Source organism: Acinetobacter sp. 24-47-62, assembly GCF_056779765.1.
On the sequence record NZ_JBWYIN010000009.1, the window covers coordinates 75,166 to 94,796 of the forward strand.

Genomic DNA, 19,631 nt, shown 5'->3' on the forward strand with positions numbered 1-19,631 from the left:
ACCTAAATCTTTTTTTTTCATATAAAATTCATTTTTAATTATTTTTTATGCATAAAGATTAGATTTATTCTAGCGCCATGTAACAGAATATTTTCTTTTGAGGTTGCCATGCGCTTTTCAGCTAAATTAAAACTTGGGGTTATCGCAGCTTTTGTTTCAGCTGCTTCGCTTAGCGCTTCCGCTAAAGATTTATTAAACGTCTCTTACGATCCTACTCGTGAACTCTACGTAGAAGTAAATAAAGAATTTGGTACGTATTGGAAATCTCGGACTGGACAAAACGTCAACTTTCGTCAGTCACATGGCGGTTCAGGTAAACAAGCGCGTGCAGTCATTGATGGTTTAAATGCAGATGTTGTGACTCTCGCACTTGCAGCTGACATTGATGCGATTGCTGAAAAAACCAATTTATTACCAAAGGATTGGCAGAAGAAATTCCCACATAATTCTACACCCTACACTTCCACAATTGTTTTCCTCGTCAAAAAAGGAAATCCAAAAAATATTAAAGACTGGGGTGATTTAGTAAAACCGGGTGTGGAAATTATTACGCCAAACCCTAAGACCTCAGGTGGTGCACGTTGGAATTATTTAGCGGCTTGGGCATGGGCTAAACACCAACCAGGTGGAAATGACGCCAAAGCACAACAATTTGTTCAACAAATTTATAAACAAACCAAGGTCTTAGATTCGGGTGCTCGTGGCTCAACTACAACTTTTGCTGAACGCGGTATTGGCGATGTTTTGCTTGCTTGGGAAAATGAAGCTCATTTAGCACTGCGTGAACAACCAGGTAAATTTGAAATTGTGACGCCAACACTTTCTATACTTGCTGAACCACCTGTGGCGATCGTTGAAAAAAATGCAGAAAAATCAGGCAATAAATATTTGGCGCAAGGTTATTTGAATTTCCTTTACTCACCTAAGGGACAACATATTGCCGCGAAAAATTTCTATCGTCCGCGTAATCAAGCTGTATTAAAACAATATTCATCAACATTTAAGCCACTTAAATTGGTCACAATTGATCAAGAGTTTGGTGGCTGGGCGAAAGTACAAAAAGCTCATTTTGAGAATAATGGTATTTTTGACCAAATTACCAAAGCCAATAACACAAAAAAATAATCAGTGGAGCATGACATGATACATACACTCATTGTACCCGGCGTCGGCGGAAGTGATGAAAATCATTGGCAATCATGGTTGCAACGTCAAGTCATGCCATGCTCACGTGTTCAACAAGATGATTGGAACTTTCCCTTACTTTCAGATTGGATCAATCGTTTTGTAGAAAAAATTTCGCAGATTGATGCACCCATCCAGATTGTTGCACATAGTTTTGGTTGTTTAACGTCAGTCGCTGCTTTGCATCAATACCCAGAAATAGCACAGAAGGTTAAACAACTGGTTTTAGTTGCTCCAGCCAATCCAGGTCGTTTTGGTGAGAATGGTTTTGCTCGTTTGAGTTTGACTGATTATAGTTTTTACTTTCATCAAATTAAGATTAGCGTTCCCACAAAAATGATCATCAGTGAAAATGATCCGTGGTTAGGTTTTGAGGATGCAAAAAAATTAGCAAAATCATGGGGTGTAAAACCGATTAACTTAGGTCAAGTCGGTCATATTAATGTTGATTCAGGATTTGGACCATTTCCAGAGATCTTCGATTTTTTGATTCATGAAAAGCTGTCGAACTATATCAATAGTATTGATAATGGCAAGTTGTATTACAAATTTGCAATTTAAAGTTCGCCACTTATTCTTGATAAATTTTCCAATTCAATTGCTTACTGATTTCGGTAAGCTGTTTCTCTCATTTGAGGAGTAGTCATGTCGCAGCGATCCCGAGTGCTGCCAGGATTTGGTCTATCTCTAGGCTTTACCCTAGCGTATTTATCTTTAATTGTGCTCATACCCTTGTCGGCTGTATTTATTAAGTCTTTAGGTATTGGCTGGGAAGGTTTATGGGAGATTTTAAGTTCTGAGCGTATCTTAAAATCATTACAACTAAGTTTCAGTGCTGCACTCATTGCTGCCTTCATTAATGTTGTATTTGGCTTATTACTCGCTTGGTGTCTCGTGCGCTATAGTTTTCCTGGTAAACGAATTGTTGATGCATTGGTTGATTTACCCTTTGCGTTACCAACTGCTGTTGCTGGGATTGCATTAACGTCTTTATATGCACCTACAGGCTGGATTGGTCAATATCTTGAACCCTTAGGAATTAAAGTTGCTTATAGTCCTATTGGGATTACATTAGCGCTGATATTTATTGGCTTACCTTTTGTGGTTCGTACAGTACAACCTGTACTAAGTGACTTAGAGACTGAACTTGAAGAAGCAGCGTCAGCATTGGGTGCAAATCGACTGCAAATTGTAACCAAAGTGATTTTACCGATTCTTTTCCCTGCATTAATCACAGGATTTGCTCTCGCATTTGCCCGTGGCGTGGGTGAATATGGTTCGGTCATCTTTATCGCAGGTAACCAACCCTTCGAAACTGAAATTGCGCCATTAATGATTATTTCTCGATTGGAAGAATATGACTATGCAGGTGCAACAACGATCGCCGTTGTCATGCTCCTTATTTCATTCGCTATCTTGTTCTTGATTAACTTGTTACAAGCATGGGCGAGTCGTCGTACAGGGAGAACTGCACAATGAGTTTGAATACAAATAGCAATGCTTTAGCGGAAAAATTGCAATCTCGTGATGCGACGCGTGAACCGACTTGGGTTCGTTATACACTCATTGTCATTGCCATGATTTTCTTCCTCAGTTGCTTAATCCTGCCTTTGATTTTAGTTTTTGTTGAAGCATTCAAACAGGGTATCGGCGTTTATGCGCAAGCTTTAGTTCATCCAGATACATTGTCGGCTGTAAAGCTCACCTTACTGACAGCTGCAATTGCTGTACCGCTCAACGTAGTATTTGGTGTGGCGGCAGCTTGGTCTGTTGCGAAATTTAATTTCCGTGGTAAATCCATATTGACCACGATTATTGATATGCCTTTCTCAGTATCTCCCGTAATCGCAGGTCTGATGTTGGTATTGATGTTTGGTACGCAAGGTTGGTTCGGTGGATGGCTGATGGATAACGACATTAAGATTCTATATGCCGTTCCAGCAATTGTACTAGCAACCATCTTTATTACAGTTCCTTTTGTGGCGCGTGAGCTCATTCCACTGATGGAAGCTCAAGGTACAGAAGAAGAGGAAGCGGCAATCGTTTTAGGAGCTTCAGGCTGGCAAACTTTTTGGAAAATCACGATTCCAAATATTAAATGGGGCTTGATATACGGGGTTATTCTTTGTAACGCACGTGCAATGGGTGAATTCGGGGCAGTCTCTGTAGTATCGGGTCATATTCGTGGAGAGACCAATACATTGCCACTGCATGTAGAGATTCTCTACAACGAATATACCTTTAGTGCAGCATTTGCTGTTTCATCCCTCTTGGCTTTATTGGCGATTGTGACATTGATTCTTAAAACATGGGTCGAAATTCGCCAAGAGAAATTAAGCAAACGTAATGAAGTTTCTACAGTTTAAAGGAAGTATCCGATGAGTATTCAAGTTAAAAATATTGAAAAACACTTTGGTGCTTTCCATGCACTAAACAATATCTCCCTAGATTTTCCTGATGGCCAACTCGTAGCATTATTAGGACCTTCAGGCTGCGGTAAAACAACTCTACTTCGCATTATTGCTGGTCTTGAATCTGCCGACAGCGGTCAAGTGATCCTCGAAGGTCAAGATTCAACGAATGTTCATGTCCGTGAACGTCAAGTTGGCTTCGTATTCCAACATTATGCTTTATTCCGTCATATGACAGTATTTGACAATATTGCTTTTGGTTTACGTGTTCGTCCACGTTCAACACGCCCTTCAGAATCTGAAATAAAAAAACGGGTTACACGACTACTGGATTTAGTTCAATTAGGATTCTTATCAGATCGTTATCCAGCACAATTGTCTGGTGGACAGCGTCAACGTATTGCACTTGCACGTGCGCTTGCAGTTGAACCTCGTGTACTACTTCTGGATGAGCCATTTGGCGCACTTGATGCTAAAGTTCGTAAAGAGTTACGTCGCTGGCTGAGAACTTTACACGATGAACTTCACATCACCTCGATTTTTGTAACTCACGATCAAGAAGAAGCGCTTGAAGTTGCAGATCAAATCATTGTAATGAATAAAGGCAATATTGAACAAATTGGCTCACCTCGTGAAGTTTATGAAAAACCAGCAACGCCTTTTGTATTTGACTTCTTAGGTCAAGCGAATAAGTTCGAAGGTCATAATCAAGCGGGAATCGTACAGATCGGAAATGATCGCATTCAACTGCCTTTAGCTAAAGATGCACCTGAAGGTAAAGTGATTGCCTTCATTCGACCAGATGAGTTCCAAATTCATGCTCAACCTACAGACAATGCAATTCAAGCAACGTTCTTACGTGAAGTTTGGATTGCAGGAAAAGTGGTTGCCGAACTTCAAGGTCAAGATGGCAATCTCATCGAAATTCTACTCACTCCAGATGAAGCTAAACTGCATCAATTCCGCCCAAATCAATCGGTTTGGTTAACGACTAATACATTGCACTTATTTGCACAAGAAAACGCATAAAAATGTGTAGATGGGGCTTTTATATAGCCCCATCATTTTAAAGGTAACAAAGACTATGAACTTTCAACAATTAAGAATTATTCGAGAGACCGTCAGACAAAATTTTAATTTAACGGAAGCTTCCGCTGCCCTTTACACGTCTCAATCAGGCGTAAGTAAGCATATTAAAGATTTAGAAGATGAATTAGGTGTTCAACTATTTATCCGAAAAGGTAAACGCTTATTAGGGTTAACTGAACCTGGTCAAGCTTTGCTCGGTATTGTGGAGCGCATGCTGGTCGATGCAGACAATATTAAAAGATTAGCCGATGATTTTAATCGTGTAGATGAAGGTACATTAACCATCGCAACCACTCATACTCAAGCGCGATATGTATTACCACCTATCGTAAATTCATTCAAAAAATTATTTCCGAAAGTTCATTTGATTTTGCAACAAGCAAGCCCAACTGAAATCACTGAAATGTTACTTTTAGGCGATGCAGATATTGGTATTGCTACTGAGAATCTGACTACTGAAGAAAACTTAGCAAGTGTCCCTTTTTATAACTGGAAACACAGTATTATTACGCCTCAAGGTCATCCACTTACTCAAATAGCAGCGCGAGAGATTAGCTTAGAACATTTGGCAGAGTATCCGATTATTACCTATCACGGTGGTTTTACGGGACGTTCAAAGATTGATAAAGCCTTTGAAGACTCAGGACTTGATGTTGATTTAGTGATGTCTGCGCTTGATGCTGATGTAATCAAAACTTATGTGGAATTAGGTATGGGTGTCGGGATTGTCAACGATGTAGCCTACGATACAGAACGAGATCATCGCTTAAAACAAATTGATACTGATTTATTCGGGGTGAATACCACTTGGATTGCTGTACGAAAAGGTCATTTGTTACGTGGATACGGTTACGAGTTTATTTCGCTATGTGCACCTAGTGCTGATATCAAAGCGTTAAAACGTGTGGCTTATCCTGAGGATTAATAAGCTACAAATAATAAAGGTGCCTATAGCGCCTTTGTTATTTGCTTTAACTTGCATAAAAAAACGAGCCGAAGCTCGTTTTTTAAATTTGATCTTACCAGTGGAAGCTCACACCCACTTTACCAACTGGAAGCCATTCGTATTTGTCATCGTTACGAATTTTATCTTCTTCGCGAGCAATATTATCCACTAGTGAACCACCTGTTGGATTGTTTGCTGCACCGCCACTTACTAATTCTAAATTAGCTTTTGGGTTACCAGAATAATAAGCACCTACTTCACCAAATACACCAATGTTTTTATTGATTTTAGGGGCAAAACCAAAACCTACATATGGAGCAAAGTCATTTTTGTATTCTTGTTTACCACGAATATGAGCACCATTCGTTCCAGCAACAAAGTCTGTATTATTTACGCTGAAGCCTTCTCCTGGTTTGACACGACGGTCAAGTTCATACTCATTATCAATATATGCAACACCTGCAGCCATATAAAGACCTTGAGCCCATGGATTTTCACTCGCACCCCAAGGACGAATTTCAGCATTTAAATACGCTAAATTGTTATCCATATCTAAATCATATTTTGATCCATTAATTGATAAATCATCAGACCAAGAGATATCACCACCGTTGTAACCTAAAGCAAGACCAACGTATGGGTTAGCAGTCCAAAGTAATGCACCACCGTAACCAGTTGTACCAACTTCAGCACGAACACCAGTAGGGATTAATTGATTAGCTTCAAATACATTACCTGTACGTACAACTTGAGTGTCCGCCATAGCGAAGCCTGAAACAGATAATGCTGTTGTAACAGCGAGTAATTTTAACACTTTCATTTTTTTCTCCTCAAAGAAATGAGTTGTTCTTTAATCATTAATGTGTTCGACTCGGAAGCATCTTAATGGAGATTTCAAAGCTGGTTAATATTCAAATTGATGCTTTTTTGTTATTTTTTGATACAATTTTGATTTAGTTGTTGTTTTATAAATAATTTGCACTTAAGTCTTTTATTAACTTTTATTAACATACTTATAAAGATTAGTCATTATTGTCGGACATTTTTTCAGGATTAATTGTAATTTTTATAATCAATTTAGTGTAAAATCGTGGAAATTTTTTTGGAAGAGAAGATTATGTCTCAGCTTTCGTCAATCATCGAACAAGCGTTTGAAGATCGTGCAAACTTCACAGCTACAGATTGCCCTGCTGAAATTCGCCAAGCAGTCGAGGAAGCAATTGATGGCTTAGATAATGGTTCATTACGTGTTGCTGAAAAGATTGATGGTGAATGGGTTGTTCATCAATGGTTAAAAAAAGCTGTTCTATTGTCATTCAAACTCAATGATAATAAACCAATCGAATCATGCGATCTCCAATTCTATGACAAAGTAGACACTAAATTTACAGGTTGGACTGAAGAGCAATTTAAAGCAGCTGGTGTACGTGTTGTACCGCCTGCAGTTGCACGCAAAGGTTCTTATCAAGCTAAGAATGTTGTACTTATGCCATCTTATGTCAACATTGGTGCTTATGTTGATGAAGGTACAATGGTTGATACATGGGCGACTGTAGGTTCATGTGCGCAAATTGGTAAAAATGTTCACCTTTCTGGTGGTGTTGGGATTGGCGGTGTACTTGAGCCTCTTCAAGCGAACCCTACGATCATTGAAGACAATTGTTTTATCGGTGCACGTTCTGAAATCGTTGAAGGTGTAATCGTTGAAGAAGGCTCAGTGATTTCAATGGGTGTTTACATTGGTCAATCAACTAAGATTTATGACCGTGAAACAGGTGAAATTCACTACGGTCGTGTTCCAGCAGGTTCAGTTGTTGTTTCTGGTAGCCTTCCTTCAAAATGCGGTAAATACAGCTTGTATGCTGCAATCATCGTGAAAAAAGTCGATGCTCAGACTCGTGCTAAAACAAGTTTGAATGACTTATTACGCGCTGACTAATTTTTTTAATATTTTATAGTATTTGGAGTTACACTCCACATCTCTACGGTTAGTAATAATCGTAGAGATTTTTCTTTTATATAATCTCTATTTTAGTTTGGTTTTGTCGATATGAGTAATTTGCGATCTTCCGCTATTCCTGTTTCTGATCCGTCTGCGGGGTTACGTATTACGGAGATCTTCTATTCATTACAAGGTGAAGCCAACACTTCAGGCTTACCTACAGTGTTTATACGCTTAACAGGTTGTCCACTGCGTTGTACTTATTGTGATACCACCTATTCTTTTGAAGGCGGTGAACGTCAGTCTTTAGAGGATATTATCCAGACCACGCTTGATTTTAAGACACCCTATATTTGTGTTACTGGTGGTGAACCATTAGCTCAACCCAATGCATTACCGCTCATGGAGCGTCTAGCAGATTTAGGTTGTGAAGTTTCCCTTGAAACGAGTGGAGCGCTAGATGTTTCAAAAGTGGATCGTAGAGTTTCCAAAGTCCTAGATTTAAAGACACCAACTTCAGGTGAAGCCTCACGTAATTTAATGAGTAATTTGGACCATTTAACTCAACATGATCAAATTAAATTTGTCATATGCAATCGTGAAGATTATGAATGGTCTAAACAACAAGTGAACCAATATGAGTTGCACAAGCGTGTAAGTACAGTTTGGTTCTCACCTGCTTTTGCTGTTGAAAAAGGCGCTGCGAAGTTACCGCAACTTGCGCGTGATTTAGCACAATGGATCTTAGAGGATCACTTACCAGTTCGTTTCCAGCTTCAATTACATAAGTTGCTCTGGAATGACGAAACAGGTCGTTAAAACGTAAAAAAATAGCTTAAATTAAAACAGTACAGCACTTTTCTGTACTGTTGTTTGAGACAAAATGATCTTTTAGTGTGCTGACACTTTAATGGTCGTGCCATTCAAATTAATCCCTTTTATTGAAATATCCCCAATCTTATTATTTATTGTTGATGCATCCCCAACGCCTACCCCCCATAACATGGCATTAAAACCATTTTGATCTCCAAGACGATTTATTTTGAGTTCCAGTCCATCTGTACGTATCGAACCTGCAACATCAAAATCAAGATTATTGATGCCAAAACGCCCTGGTTGAGTATTTTTTAAATTAATAAATTCTATTCCAAATGCGCCACCACCATCATGATCGTGGACTTTAAAGCCTTCTAAACGTAAACCATCTTTAAATATTCCATTAAGTTTTAAAAGACTGCCTTGAGGTGCTGAACCGAGCTGAATATTGGTTGAGAGGTTGGATACATAAAATTTCATATTATCCATAATTTTAACGGGGTCACTATAGCCTCGTCCTGTTGGACTAACTTGACCCGATTTACCCACCCAAATATCACCGGTATTAATAATAATATCTTCAGGAACAAATACACCTAAATTCAGGAAAGGCCCTGTAGTACTATTCCCTCCTTGTGCATCGATTTTTAAAGTAATACTAATATCTGCCGAACCAGAAGAAAGTGATAATGGATTTTTACTACGCCCATTCGCAGTACCGAAAATTAAGGCACCTGCTTTTGTGTTTCCTTCGTTGTAATCTGGTCCGAATCCACTGTTATCGTGCCAAATCAAATCAGCTTGAATGGGTCCACCTGGTAAAAGGCTAATCGTAATACCATCTTGTGCTGCATATGTTGACAATTCTTGATCTGAAAGCTCCTCAAATGCAAAAGAATTTGTACTGATCAACGCAGCAGTGGTTAAAATTAAAGTATTAATTTGATTCATTTTCATTCCGTAAAAATTATTTTTTTGTAAGTTTTAATCAAGTGTTTGTTAAATTATATTTAATATTTAAACAAAAACAACAACTGTTTAAACTTTATTCGACTCAAAAGAGAGTTTTATCTCATCTTCTAAAACGAACATTTCGCGTTCTTTATAATGATCTCATTTAGTTTTGTGACTTATGCAGATCTATATATTCAAAAAATTTATACCCCATTATTCTTTATATAATCAGTTATAATTCATTTTTTATTTACTTTAATTTTTTGGAGTTCTCCTATGCGCCCTCGTGCCATTGTATTGTTATCAGGTGGTTTAGACTCAACGACTTGCTTGGCTTGGGCGCAAGCACGCTATGAATGTATCGCTTTAAGTTTTATGTATGGTCAACGCTCAACAACTGAATTGGATGCTGCACGTAAACTGACACAACAAGCAGGCGTTGAACATCGCGTGATTAATATAGATTTGGGTAATTTAGGTGGTTCTGCATTAACTGATCATTCCATTGATGTTCCTGATCAAGAACAAGAAGGGATCCCTGTCACTTATGTTCCAGCACGTAATACGATTTTCCTGTCTTATGCACTTGCAGCAGCAGAAGTGTTTGACGCAGAAGCCATCGTAATTGGAATTAATGCGGTAGATTATTCGGGTTATCCAGATTGTCGACCAGAATTTATTGAAGCATTTGCCAATATGGCAAGATTAGCGACAAAAGTAGGTGTGGAAGGAAAACCTCTTAAATTTGAAACACCTTTACTACAATTATCCAAAGCAAATATTATTCGCTTAGGCATCGAACATGGCGTAGACTACAGTCAAACGGTGTCATGCTATCAAGCAGATGACCAAGGACGAGCTTGTGGAAAATGCGACAGCTGTCGTTTGCGTAAACAAGGTTTTGCAGATGCTGGCGTTGAAGACCCAACTCGTTATATACCGTAATAACAGGGTGCCATATATGAAAAATTTAAAATCAAACATTATTCTTTCAGCGATTGTTTCTGCTGCAGCACTTTTCGGTTCTGCGGCTCAAGCAAATGAGCCGAATAATAAAATGCAGCAAGCCTACAAAAGTACTAACGTAAAATCTGCACTGATTAATGTTTGTAAGGAAGAAACTGCTAAAGGGAACAAGCTTTCTGCTACTGAAGTCAGCAAATATTGTACATGTGCAATTGAAGCAGACGGCAAGCTAACTAATGCTCAAAAATGGGAAATCCAAAGTGCGATTAACCAAAAGAAAAGCCCTTCTACTTTAGCTATCGTGAAGAAACAGAATACTGATCTTCAAGCATGCTTCGGCCCACAGTTAACGTCTAAGCTACAGTCGTTAACAGAGGAAGCAATGAAAGCAGCACAAGCTAAAAAATAATTGCAGCTTGTATAAGGTATAAGATAGCCACCTCGTGTGGCTATTTTTTTGAATTCCCCTATAAATGTAGTGACAACTTTTGAGGAAATTATAATGTCAACGGAAACGATTAGTTTACCCAATCAAACATTCCCAACGACTACAGGTTCTGTGAATTTAACTGAGTTGAATACAGATTGGCTCATCATTTATTTTTATCCAAAAGATTCAACACCTGGGTGTACAACGCAAGCTATTGGTTTTTCATGTTTGAAAGATCAGTTTGATGCGCTTCATACCACTATTTTCGGTGTTTCTAGAGACTCAGTAAAAGCCCATCAAAACTTCACCGAAAAGCAAGCTTTAACAATTGACTTGATTAGCGATAAAGAAGAAGTGCTTTGCCAACACTTTGATGTGATTAAAGAGAAAAATATGTATGGAAAAAAAGTGATGGGGATTGAGCGCTCAACTTTTATTTTTCATCAAGGTAAACTCGTTAAAGAATATCGTAAAGTCAAAGCTGCAGGGCATGCTGAACAAGTGCTTGAAGATTTAAAAGCTTTGCAAAAATAATAAAAAAAACCCACGATTGACGTGGGTTTCATCTACTTATAATTTTTTTTAACTACAATTAGAAATCAAAGCTTACGCCAAGTTTATAGGTACGTCCTGCACCCAATGTGGTAAAGCCACTGTTAAATACACCCGCCCAATATTTTTCATCTGTGACGTTGTCAATATTGGCACGGAAAGTCGTATCTACACCGCCAAGATTGGTTGTGTATTTCGCACCGATATCGAGTAACGTATAGTCAGGAAGTTCGAGCGTATTGGTATTGTTGAGATATTGGCTATCTACATAGTTAGCACGTGCATTCACACTTAAACCATCCACCGGGAGTTTATACTCAATGCCAAGCCCTGCTGTGAACTCAGGTTGACCTTCTACTGTATTTCCCGAAAGCTCAACTTTTCCACTCATACCTTTGGTATATTCAGCATCAATATAAGCCAAGTTACCCCAAATAATCACATCATCTGTGACATTGCCTGAGAATCCATACTCAAGTCCTTTTGAGGTAGTTTCACCACCATCTGTCGTAATCTGAGTCGATCCATTGATCGGGGTGGCATAAAACTCTGTAATTGTACTTGGTTTTTCAATTTGATATGCAGCAAGGGTATGTAACCAAGAACCATGTTGATATTTTGCGCCCATCTCATACTGTTTAGTTTGGAATGGTGCGAATGTTTTTCCAAAATTCACATCTGTTTCCGTCGTTACAGTATTGCCTTGAGACAACCCTTCTACATAACTTGCATAAAGCGAGATATCTTCACCCCAAGGTTTCACCACGATCCCTAAACTTGGTGACACTTTATCTTCGCTATATTCAACGCCAGTCAATGGATTTTTGATGTCCATATCTTGGTAACGTGCACCTAAAATGAATTGTAATTTATTATCAAGCACGGAAATTTGATCAGTGAATGAATAACTGATGAAATCATTATCGGCCTGTTTAAATATTTCAGGCGCCTGCTCTGGCATATGACCTTCGTGGCTTGGATGGTAGAGATTGGTGACAAATGGGACAGCTGTAGATCCTTGTCCTTTATGTTTCACCGTTTCAATATTTAAGTAGTCTGCACGTAAACCAACTTTATGTTCAATTGATCCAGTATTAAATGCACCCTCTAAACCTAAGTTTGCTGAGGTATTATTTTGCTTTAGTTTTACATGATAATATTGAGAGTTCGCGTCACCTGCATCATTGATTACGATCATGCGTGTACCAAAAAGATGCCCTTGATATTTTTGTTCTGCAGTACCAACGCCAGCAATGACTTTTAAATTATCTAGTAATTTATATTCACCAGACAATCCAACATATTGTGCTGATTGTTTACCATGGATATTCGGGAAAAAGTTACTACGACCGTCAGGTGCATCTAAGACTTTGCCAAGCTGTGCAAATGAAACCATCGCAGGCGAACCACCTTCACGTTTATCATCCGTCACATAAGCATCAAAATTCACTTTTGCTTTATCAGTGGTCCAATCTAATGCTAATACGGCTGAGGTACTTTCATCTTCTAGGCCATCAACAACATGTTCACCTTGTCCATAATTGGCACTTAAGCGAGCACCAAACTGTTCATCTTGACCAAAGCGGCGTGCAACATCAAAGCCAGATTTATAAAAACCTTCTTCTTCGAAATTCGCGGTGACACGGGTAAGTTCTTTGTCTGCACGTTTCGTATTTGCAACGATTACACCGCCAACGCTTCCACCCGGTGCCATCCCTGCAACAAGTGCATTCGGTCCTTTGAGCACCGTCACTGAATTGAGAATATCTGTGGTCACACGCCCCGTAGGTGCCATGCCATAAGTACCGTTTAAATTGTAATCTTCCCAATTCACACCAAAACCACGAATACTAAAGTTTTCATTGAGATGCCCACTATTGGTCGTGGTACGAATACTTGGGTCGATCTTTAAGACATCCATAATGGTATGCGCGTGTGCATCTTGAATGGCTTGATCGCTGTAGTTACGGATGGTAAACGGCGTGTCTAACACATCCTTTTCACCTAAAATATTCAGTGTAGCTTTTTTTTTCAGTTTACCTGTGACATCGGTTTCTTGTGAGTCTGCTTTTACTACAATGGTTGCCAATTGTGTTGGTTCTTGCGCAACTGCAAAACACGGTATAGAAACTAAAGACAGAAATAATAGATTTCTTTTCACGTGGATGCCCTCTTATATACGGTTTTGGGCACATCATACACAATTTAAATGATAATGATTTTTATTTATAATTAATTTATCATTAATATTTACTTTTGTTTTTAACTAATTCACAGTTATATTCGATCATATTACAACCTTAGAAAAGTATCTCGTCCAACTTATTCAGAGCGACTTAGTTTGAAAATTTAAGTAAGCATAAATATCAAGTTATCGATCGAAGCACAGTGAATCTAGCCATGAATAATCTAAGACAGTATTAATTAAAATTTTAAATATGACCAAAAATTATGAGGTGGTTCTTAGAGTTACAGATACTGTGATCAAAAATTTGGAAAATAAAAGTTGTCTTTTAAAAGGTTTTTTGCACAACTCCATGCTTTAATTTCTAGTTAACTAATTAAGTTATAGGCGATGTACCACATGATTAAAGCAATCAAAATATCCAAGACTTGCCATGCGCGGGGATTGTGAAAGTAAGCTGATAGATATTGCGCACCAAAACCCAAACTAAAGAAAAATAACCATGATGCCGTGATCGCACCTATGGCAAACGATAATAAGTGATCTTCAAATTGCGTCGATATTGCGCCTACAAGCACGACAGTATCTAAATACACATGAGGATTCAGCCATGTAAATGCCAAGCAAATGAGAATAATTTTAAACCATGAAACAGCCGTATGATGATCAAGACACATCGATTTTTTGGTCGAAAATGCTTGATAAAAATGATGTAAACCATATACCACTAGAAATATAGCCCCACCCCATTGTGCATATGTCATCACTTGTGGATGGTCTGAGATAAACTTCCCAAATCCAAATACACCAGCCAAAATTAAAAGTGAGTCTGAAAAGGCGCAAATGAGGCAAATAGACAGAACATATTCTTTTTTTAAGCCCTGTTTAAGGACAAAAGCATTCTGAGCGCCTATCGCCATAATCAAACTTAAACTCGTTACAAAGCCATTAAACAGTACGGATAAAGACATAAAACACCTAATATTTATCATTAGGCGGATTATGAACAATTCAATCTCAAATTGAGTATTATTAAATTAATATTAAGTTCATTAAGTTTTATTAAATCATGATTTTCAATTATAAAGACTGTGTCGCGTTTATCACCGTGGCGGAAACTGGAAGTTTTGATCTGGCAGCTAAAAAGCTTTGTCTCTCTGCGGCTGCAATTACTCTTCGTGTCCAACAATTGGAACGGCAGATTGGTCAAACATTAATTCTTAGAGAACGACCTTGTCGTGTGACACATTCAGGTGAAATATTGCTTGAACATTTATTAAGGCAAAAGCGTCAAGAAGAAAATGTTCTGCAGCTTATTCAGGGAAAAAATCAAAATTCTGAGTTTTATAAAATTATCATTGGAACGAATGCAGATTCATTAGAAACTTGGCTTTTGCCTGCGATTGCTGAACAGTTAATAGAGCATAAAATCACAATACAACTTCGAATAGATGATCAGGATCATACGCATCAATTAATGGAATCAGGCTATGTAAATGCATGTATAAGCGCTGAATCCCAACCCATGACAGGTTGCCACTCAGAATTTTTGTTCACGATGCGTTATCAAATGGTGTGTACGCCAGAATTCAAATTAGCATGGTTTAAAAACGGACTAAATCGAGATTCCTTTCGCCGTGCGCCTGCGGTCATCTTTAATGATAAAGATCATTTACATGAAACGGTTCTACTGAATCAATTTGGATTACCGGAATCTAGTTATCCATATCATTATGTCCCCTCTTCTAAGTCATTTGTCGATGCAATCCAACTCGGCTTAGGCTATGGCATGGTGCCTGAACTGCAAATTCAAGACTTACTCGATCAAGGACAATTGATTTGTTTGTTGCCTGAGGCAACACAAGACGTTGATCTATATTGGCATCATTGGAAACAGCAGTCCCCACAACTCAAACATATTACTGACATACTTATGACATTAAAAAAGCAGTGATTGAATCACTGCTTTCTTTTTCTCAATTTAGTTGGCTTTCCATTGCCCTTCAAGCTTGATATTCACTTTTTCGCCAATTCCACCAATCGCTTTGCGCATACCGAAATCACTACGGTTGATGACTGTTGAAGATTGTACATTCAACACATTTGGATTCGATGCATTTGGAGTTAAAGTTGTATCAAATGAAACTGGGCGTGTCACACCACGCATAGTGAGTTGTCCATCAAATTTGTATTTATTATTTCCTAAAGCACGAATTTGATTACTTTGAAAGGTCACAGTTTTATATTTGCTTGCATGAAAGAAACTGTCACCAAAGACCATATCCTTTAAAGAGTTTTTGCTCAGTTTAAGGCTATTCACATCCATCACAAATTTAGCTGAACCTTGATTAGGCTGTGCCGGGTCAAAATTCATCTGTGATTGATACTTTTGAAATTGCCCATTTACAATCGACATTCCTGCAGATCGGATATCAAAGCTGATCTTACTGCTAGGTGATAGTGTCCATGTTTGCGCTTGAGCAAAAACAGAAGCAGATAACAGCACTGTGGCCAAACTCATTTGTGTAATAGTACGCACGATTTCCCTCGGTTTTCTTGTGTTAAACACAATCATTCAATTGATGCACTCAAACTTGTACTGTCTTGACGTTGGTATTTAGTTTTCAGTTGTTGGTAAATTTCTGAGTTTTGAAACGCTTGTAAAAATTGAATGGTTCCGTGGGGAAGTTCTTTTTCCATAATTTCCCCCCGATAGTATGCTTCGCGAAGTGGTGTTGCAGAAATTGCACCTTTTAAACTATCGAGTTCCAACATCTCCCATTCTGGGAAAAATTTGAGGTAATAGGATGAGTCATCTTTAAAGTGACCGATTAAGCCAACTTGATCATTTGGCTGTACTACACTCACCACTAAAGATTTGACCAATTTTTGCCATTTTTCATCATTATAAACATCAATGACGTGTACAAATTTGATTCTTGCCTGTTGATCAGGAGAAAAGTTAGACAAAATCATCTGTTCACGTTCAATGGCTAAAAATGGATTTTTTATATTCCGCTCTAATTGAGCAGAACCAAGCGCTAAAATAACGTTCTGGCTATGCGTTAGCGCAATTTTAATGGTTTCCATATGTGCCAAATGAAAAGGCTGAAAACGTCCGATATAAACCAAATAATCAAATTTATAATTCATCGCCAAGTCACGTTTATGAACTGATCAGTTATGTCACTCTTCGCCAGAATACGACATAATAGATTTCATAAAATCTATATTAATTGAAAGCAAGGATAGTACGATGTCATTAAGTTGTATTCAACAACCTCATGAGCATTTAAATGCAAAATTAGAAGATGGTGTGCTGACCTTGGCGATTAATCGTCCTAAAGCCAAAAATGCATTATACGGCGAATTATACCTCTGGATCGCCAAAGCCCTTGATGAAGCAGACAAAGATCAAGCTGTTCGTGTGGTCATTTTACGTGGCGAAGATGCGGATTTCAGTGCTGGTAATGATATGCAAGACTTCATGAAATCTGCGGCGATGAAAGATCAAATTCGTCCAGAAGATGGTCCTCCTTTTGTGCTTTTAAAATCTGCTGCTAAATTTTCTAAACCCTTGATTGCTGCGGTACGTGGTGTCGCAATTGGTATTGGCGTAACGATCTTATTGCATTGTGACTTAGTTTATGCAGATAACACTGCTTTGTTCCAAATTCCATTTGTAAGCTTAGGTCTTTCACCTGAAGGCGCATCTAGTAAATTACTAGCACGTCAAGCAGGTCATGTGAAAGCAGCAGAACTTTTATTAACTGCTGATAAATTCGACAGTGAAAAAGCATTGGCTGCAAACTTGATCAACAGTATTGAATCTGACGTTTATGCAACTGCCGCTCAAAAAGCCACTCAACTGGCTTCACTACCACTTGCTTCTCTCGTGCAATCTAAAGCCTTAATGAAACATGATGTTAATGAGATCGTGTCCTGGATTGATCATGAAGCAGTAATCTTTATGGGGCGCGTCGGTTCTCCAGAAATGATGGAAGCTGTACAAGCTTTTATGCAAAAACGTAAACCTGATTTCACACAATTTAATTAAGCTAAAAGATCCGAGTCTCACGACTCGGTGAATACTCTCTATCTAAGGAATGGATCATGACGACTGAAAAAAAACGCTACTACGAACCTGCACCACAAGGCATTGATGTTGAAAATTTCAAAAAGGTCGTGACCAGTCGTCGATCTGTTCGGAAGTTTACAGGAAAACCTATACCGTCTGATATCCTCGATCAATGTTTAGATTTAGCACTCTTGGCCCCTAATTCATCTAACTTACAACCTTGGACTTTTTATGTTGTCCAAAATCCTGAAAAGAAACAAAAGATTGTAAAAGCGTGTCTAAATCAATGGGCTGCGCGCACAGCGGCTGAATTGATTGTCTGTGTCGCACGTACAGATCGAATTAATGAAATGGCAAAGCTGAATATTCAAGAATTTCCATTTCCTGAGATTCCTCCACTCGTCAAAAAATATTACACCTATATTCCACTGAATTATAAAACGGGTTACTTAAATGCAATTGGTAACTTTAAGAAAGTAACTTTCAAAGTAGCACGTACTTTTGACAAACAAATGCCTGTTACCGCTTTTACACCTGCGGATGCCAAACTTTGGGCAGCGAAGACAACAGCTTTAGCCTGCGAAAATCTTGTACTCGCGCTCAGAGCTTATGGATTCGACAGTTGTATGATGGAAGGTTTTGACGAACCTTTAGTATGTAAAACATTGGGGCTAAATGCTAAAGAGTTTCCAATTATGGTCATTGGTGCGGGAGAGCGTGCTGAAGATGGTGTGTTCTTCCCACAATATCGTTTCGATCGAGACTTATTTATTCAAAAAGTTTAAATGTAATATCACACATTTTTGATGACTTATTTTTCGTGTTGACACTTCAAACAATTGCTTACTGTTTGTAGTGTCAATTTTTTTCTTTTATCTCGATTTATATTTTTGATTGTATTTTTCCAAAAATGATTTTAAGCCAAAATATTAATTGAGAATAAGATGAAAATTAAACTTCCCTCAAGCATTGTTAAACATATAGATCATTCAGCTCTAGTAAATGGTCAAGCTTTTGATGCAAACACTGCGATCCACACACCTCTCGGAAAACATACCTGTGTACACTACGGGATCATGATTCCCAATCTACCTGCCCCATTCAACTTCTTAAATATGATTGTGGTTGCAGGACAACCTCTCGTTAAAATATTCAGAAATTCTCATTTAATAAAAACTTCAGATTTAGATACCGCAAATCTATTAATTGGTACTGCTGCAACGCAGCCTAATTTATTTTCTGGATATAGTATACAGCATGAATGTTTACTGGCGACTAATGGTCAATATCTCAAATTCGGTAATGACTTAGTTATAGAGGTTAACTACCCAGACATTAAAGCAACTCGCCAAGGTCATGCTTTCAATTATGAAATTAAATTAAAAGCGACTGATAAAATCGCACATTTCGTTAAACTCGCCGGAAGCATGTATGAACATTAGTCACTGCTTTGTGAGTACCAAGGATATTTAGAAATCGATGGACAGAAAACTCAAGTTCAAGGTCTATGCACCTTCGAATATGCACGTGGTGTCAATATCAACATTCCCATTCGATTTTTTACTTATCAAATCTTAAATATTAATAACCACACTCAAGTCTTATTTGTGGACACTCATGGTCCAATGGGCTTAGTTTTGCAAAGTCGTGTTTATGTTCGTTCTGTAGATCATCATGGAGGAATATACGAACGAGGGCTTGAATCTGTGGTGCATGAATATGAGCCTGAACCTGTAACTACACCAAATGGCATTAAAATGCGTTTACCTCGAGTCTTTGAATGGCAAGTCAATGATGATCAAGGCAATCTTCTGATTTCTATTTATGGCAAGGCTAATGGCGACTTTAAATATGGTATGGCTGGCGGTTATGCAGGTAGTTACCAATATTCAGGTCAATTCAAAGGTCAGCATATTCAGGGTCGAGGTTATATTGAGTATATTGATCCTATAAGCAATTAAGCGCTTCAAAATAAACTTTCAATAATTAAGCCTCATGAGATGGGGCTTTGACATTTAAAGACATGTTCATTCATTCAAATTATTTCTAAACTCATTTCAACATTATAATTTCAGCA

The 19,631-nt window shown here is 38.2% G+C and carries 20 protein-coding genes and 1 pseudogene; 15 read left to right on the plus strand and 6 right to left on the minus strand.

What is annotated here, in order from left to right:
- Positions 1-108: 108 nt before the first annotated feature.
- The 6 genes from AC1M87_RS08525 (at position 109) to AC1M87_RS08550 (ending at position 5,610) form a co-directional block, all read left to right on the plus strand.
- Positions 109-1,125: a sulfate ABC transporter substrate-binding protein gene (locus AC1M87_RS08525; RefSeq protein WP_481593451.1), complete on the plus strand. Its 1,017-nt coding sequence runs from the start codon at positions 109-111 to the stop codon at positions 1,123-1,125.
- A 15-nt stretch (positions 1,126-1,140) separates the two neighbouring features.
- Complete coding sequence (locus tag AC1M87_RS08530; protein ID WP_481593452.1) at positions 1,141-1,746, plus strand: alpha/beta hydrolase; 606 nt, start codon at positions 1,141-1,143, stop codon at positions 1,744-1,746.
- Positions 1,747-1,830: 84 nt separating this feature from the next.
- Positions 1,831-2,664 (plus strand): sulfate ABC transporter permease subunit CysT, encoded by an 834-nt coding sequence (gene cysT / locus AC1M87_RS08535; RefSeq protein WP_035267202.1) that lies wholly within the window; start codon positions 1,831-1,833, stop codon positions 2,662-2,664.
- Positions 2,661-3,551 carry a sulfate ABC transporter permease subunit CysW gene (gene cysW, locus AC1M87_RS08540; protein WP_481593453.1) on the plus strand — a complete coding sequence of 297 codons (891 nt, stop codon included), beginning with the start codon at positions 2,661-2,663 and terminating at the stop codon, positions 3,549-3,551. The genes cysT and cysW overlap by 4 nt, the downstream gene beginning before the upstream one ends.
- Before the next feature lie 12 nt (positions 3,552-3,563).
- The gene (locus tag AC1M87_RS08545) at positions 3,564-4,625 is read left to right on the plus strand and encodes a sulfate/molybdate ABC transporter ATP-binding protein (protein ID WP_092767070.1); all 1,062 of its coding nucleotides are present in this window, start codon (positions 3,564-3,566) and stop codon (positions 4,623-4,625) included.
- A 55-nt stretch (positions 4,626-4,680) separates the two neighbouring features.
- Positions 4,681-5,610, plus strand: a complete 930-nt coding sequence (locus tag AC1M87_RS08550) for a CysB family HTH-type transcriptional regulator (RefSeq protein WP_092767071.1) — start codon at positions 4,681-4,683, stop codon at positions 5,608-5,610.
- 94 nt (positions 5,611-5,704) lie between these two features.
- On the opposite strand, the gene carO is transcribed toward AC1M87_RS08550, so the two are convergent.
- Complete coding sequence (gene carO / locus AC1M87_RS08555; RefSeq protein WP_035267210.1) at positions 5,705-6,451, minus strand: ornithine uptake porin CarO; 747 nt, start codon at positions 6,449-6,451, stop codon at positions 5,705-5,707.
- Positions 6,452-6,748: 297 nt separating this feature from the next.
- Here carO and dapD point away from each other — a divergent pair, with 297 nt between their 5' ends.
- Together dapD and queE are read left to right on the plus strand one after the other, a co-directional pair.
- Positions 6,749-7,570: a 2,3,4,5-tetrahydropyridine-2,6-dicarboxylate N-succinyltransferase gene (gene dapD, locus AC1M87_RS08560; RefSeq protein ID WP_092767072.1), complete on the plus strand. Its 822-nt coding sequence runs from the start codon at positions 6,749-6,751 to the stop codon at positions 7,568-7,570.
- Between the two features lie 111 nt (positions 7,571-7,681).
- Positions 7,682-8,392, plus strand: a complete 711-nt coding sequence (queE, locus tag AC1M87_RS08565; RefSeq protein WP_481593454.1) for a 7-carboxy-7-deazaguanine synthase QueE — start codon at positions 7,682-7,684, stop codon at positions 8,390-8,392.
- 72 nt (positions 8,393-8,464) lie between these two features.
- Here the strand turns inward: queE and filA are convergent, their stop codons facing one another.
- The gene (filA, locus tag AC1M87_RS08570) at positions 8,465-9,340 is read right to left on the minus strand and encodes a putative pilus system protein FilA (RefSeq protein ID WP_481593455.1); all 876 of its coding nucleotides are present in this window, start codon (positions 9,338-9,340) and stop codon (positions 8,465-8,467) included.
- 279 nt (positions 9,341-9,619) lie between these two features.
- On the opposite strand from filA, the gene queC reads away from it, so the two are divergent.
- From queC to AC1M87_RS08585, 3 genes are all read left to right on the plus strand, one after another.
- On the plus strand, positions 9,620-10,288 hold the full coding sequence (queC, locus tag AC1M87_RS08575) for a 7-cyano-7-deazaguanine synthase QueC (RefSeq protein WP_180028449.1): 669 nt from the start codon (positions 9,620-9,622) through the stop codon (positions 10,286-10,288).
- A 16-nt stretch (positions 10,289-10,304) separates the two neighbouring features.
- The gene (locus tag AC1M87_RS08580) at positions 10,305-10,718 is read left to right on the plus strand and encodes a hypothetical protein (protein ID WP_481593456.1); all 414 of its coding nucleotides are present in this window, start codon (positions 10,305-10,307) and stop codon (positions 10,716-10,718) included.
- 93 nt (positions 10,719-10,811) lie between these two features.
- Entirely contained in the window at positions 10,812-11,273 is a 462-nt protein-coding gene (locus AC1M87_RS08585) for a peroxiredoxin (protein WP_481593457.1), read from the plus strand.
- Between the two features lie 58 nt (positions 11,274-11,331).
- Here the strand turns inward: AC1M87_RS08585 and AC1M87_RS08590 are convergent, their stop codons facing one another.
- Positions 11,332-13,452: a TonB-dependent receptor gene (locus tag AC1M87_RS08590; RefSeq protein ID WP_481593458.1), complete on the minus strand. Its 2,121-nt coding sequence runs from the start codon at positions 13,450-13,452 to the stop codon at positions 11,332-11,334.
- A 392-nt stretch (positions 13,453-13,844) separates the two neighbouring features.
- The gene (locus AC1M87_RS08595) at positions 13,845-14,447 is read right to left on the minus strand and encodes a LysE/ArgO family amino acid transporter (RefSeq protein WP_481593459.1); all 603 of its coding nucleotides are present in this window, start codon (positions 14,445-14,447) and stop codon (positions 13,845-13,847) included.
- Between the two features lie 101 nt (positions 14,448-14,548).
- Between AC1M87_RS08595 and AC1M87_RS08600 the strand changes: the two genes are divergently transcribed.
- The gene (locus AC1M87_RS08600; RefSeq protein ID WP_481593497.1) at positions 14,549-15,430 is read left to right on the plus strand and encodes a LysR family transcriptional regulator ArgP; all 882 of its coding nucleotides are present in this window, start codon (positions 14,549-14,551) and stop codon (positions 15,428-15,430) included.
- A gap of 27 nt (positions 15,431-15,457) precedes the next feature.
- Here the strand turns inward: AC1M87_RS08600 and AC1M87_RS08605 are convergent, their stop codons facing one another.
- On the minus strand, positions 15,458-16,015 hold the full coding sequence (locus tag AC1M87_RS08605; RefSeq protein WP_228143107.1) for a YceI family protein: 558 nt from the start codon (positions 16,013-16,015) through the stop codon (positions 15,458-15,460).
- 32 nt (positions 16,016-16,047) lie between these two features.
- A complete protein-coding gene (locus tag AC1M87_RS08610) occupies positions 16,048-16,629 on the minus strand; it encodes a nicotinate-nicotinamide nucleotide adenylyltransferase (protein ID WP_481593460.1) in 582 nt (193 codons plus the stop codon).
- A gap of 103 nt (positions 16,630-16,732) precedes the next feature.
- On the opposite strand from AC1M87_RS08610, the gene AC1M87_RS08615 reads away from it, so the two are divergent.
- The 3 genes and pseudogenes from AC1M87_RS08615 to AC1M87_RS08625 all read left to right on the plus strand — a co-directional run bounded on the left by AC1M87_RS08615 (position 16,733) and on the right by AC1M87_RS08625 (position 19,515).
- The gene (locus AC1M87_RS08615; RefSeq protein WP_481593461.1) at positions 16,733-17,533 is read left to right on the plus strand and encodes an enoyl-CoA hydratase-related protein; all 801 of its coding nucleotides are present in this window, start codon (positions 16,733-16,735) and stop codon (positions 17,531-17,533) included.
- A 56-nt stretch (positions 17,534-17,589) separates the two neighbouring features.
- Positions 17,590-18,339: a nitroreductase family protein gene (locus AC1M87_RS08620; RefSeq protein WP_092767080.1), complete on the plus strand. Its 750-nt coding sequence runs from the start codon at positions 17,590-17,592 to the stop codon at positions 18,337-18,339.
- A 330-nt stretch (positions 18,340-18,669) separates the two neighbouring features.
- A pseudogene (locus AC1M87_RS08625) lies at positions 18,670-19,515 on the plus strand (DUF6670 family protein).
- Positions 19,516-19,631 lie beyond the last annotated feature (116 nt).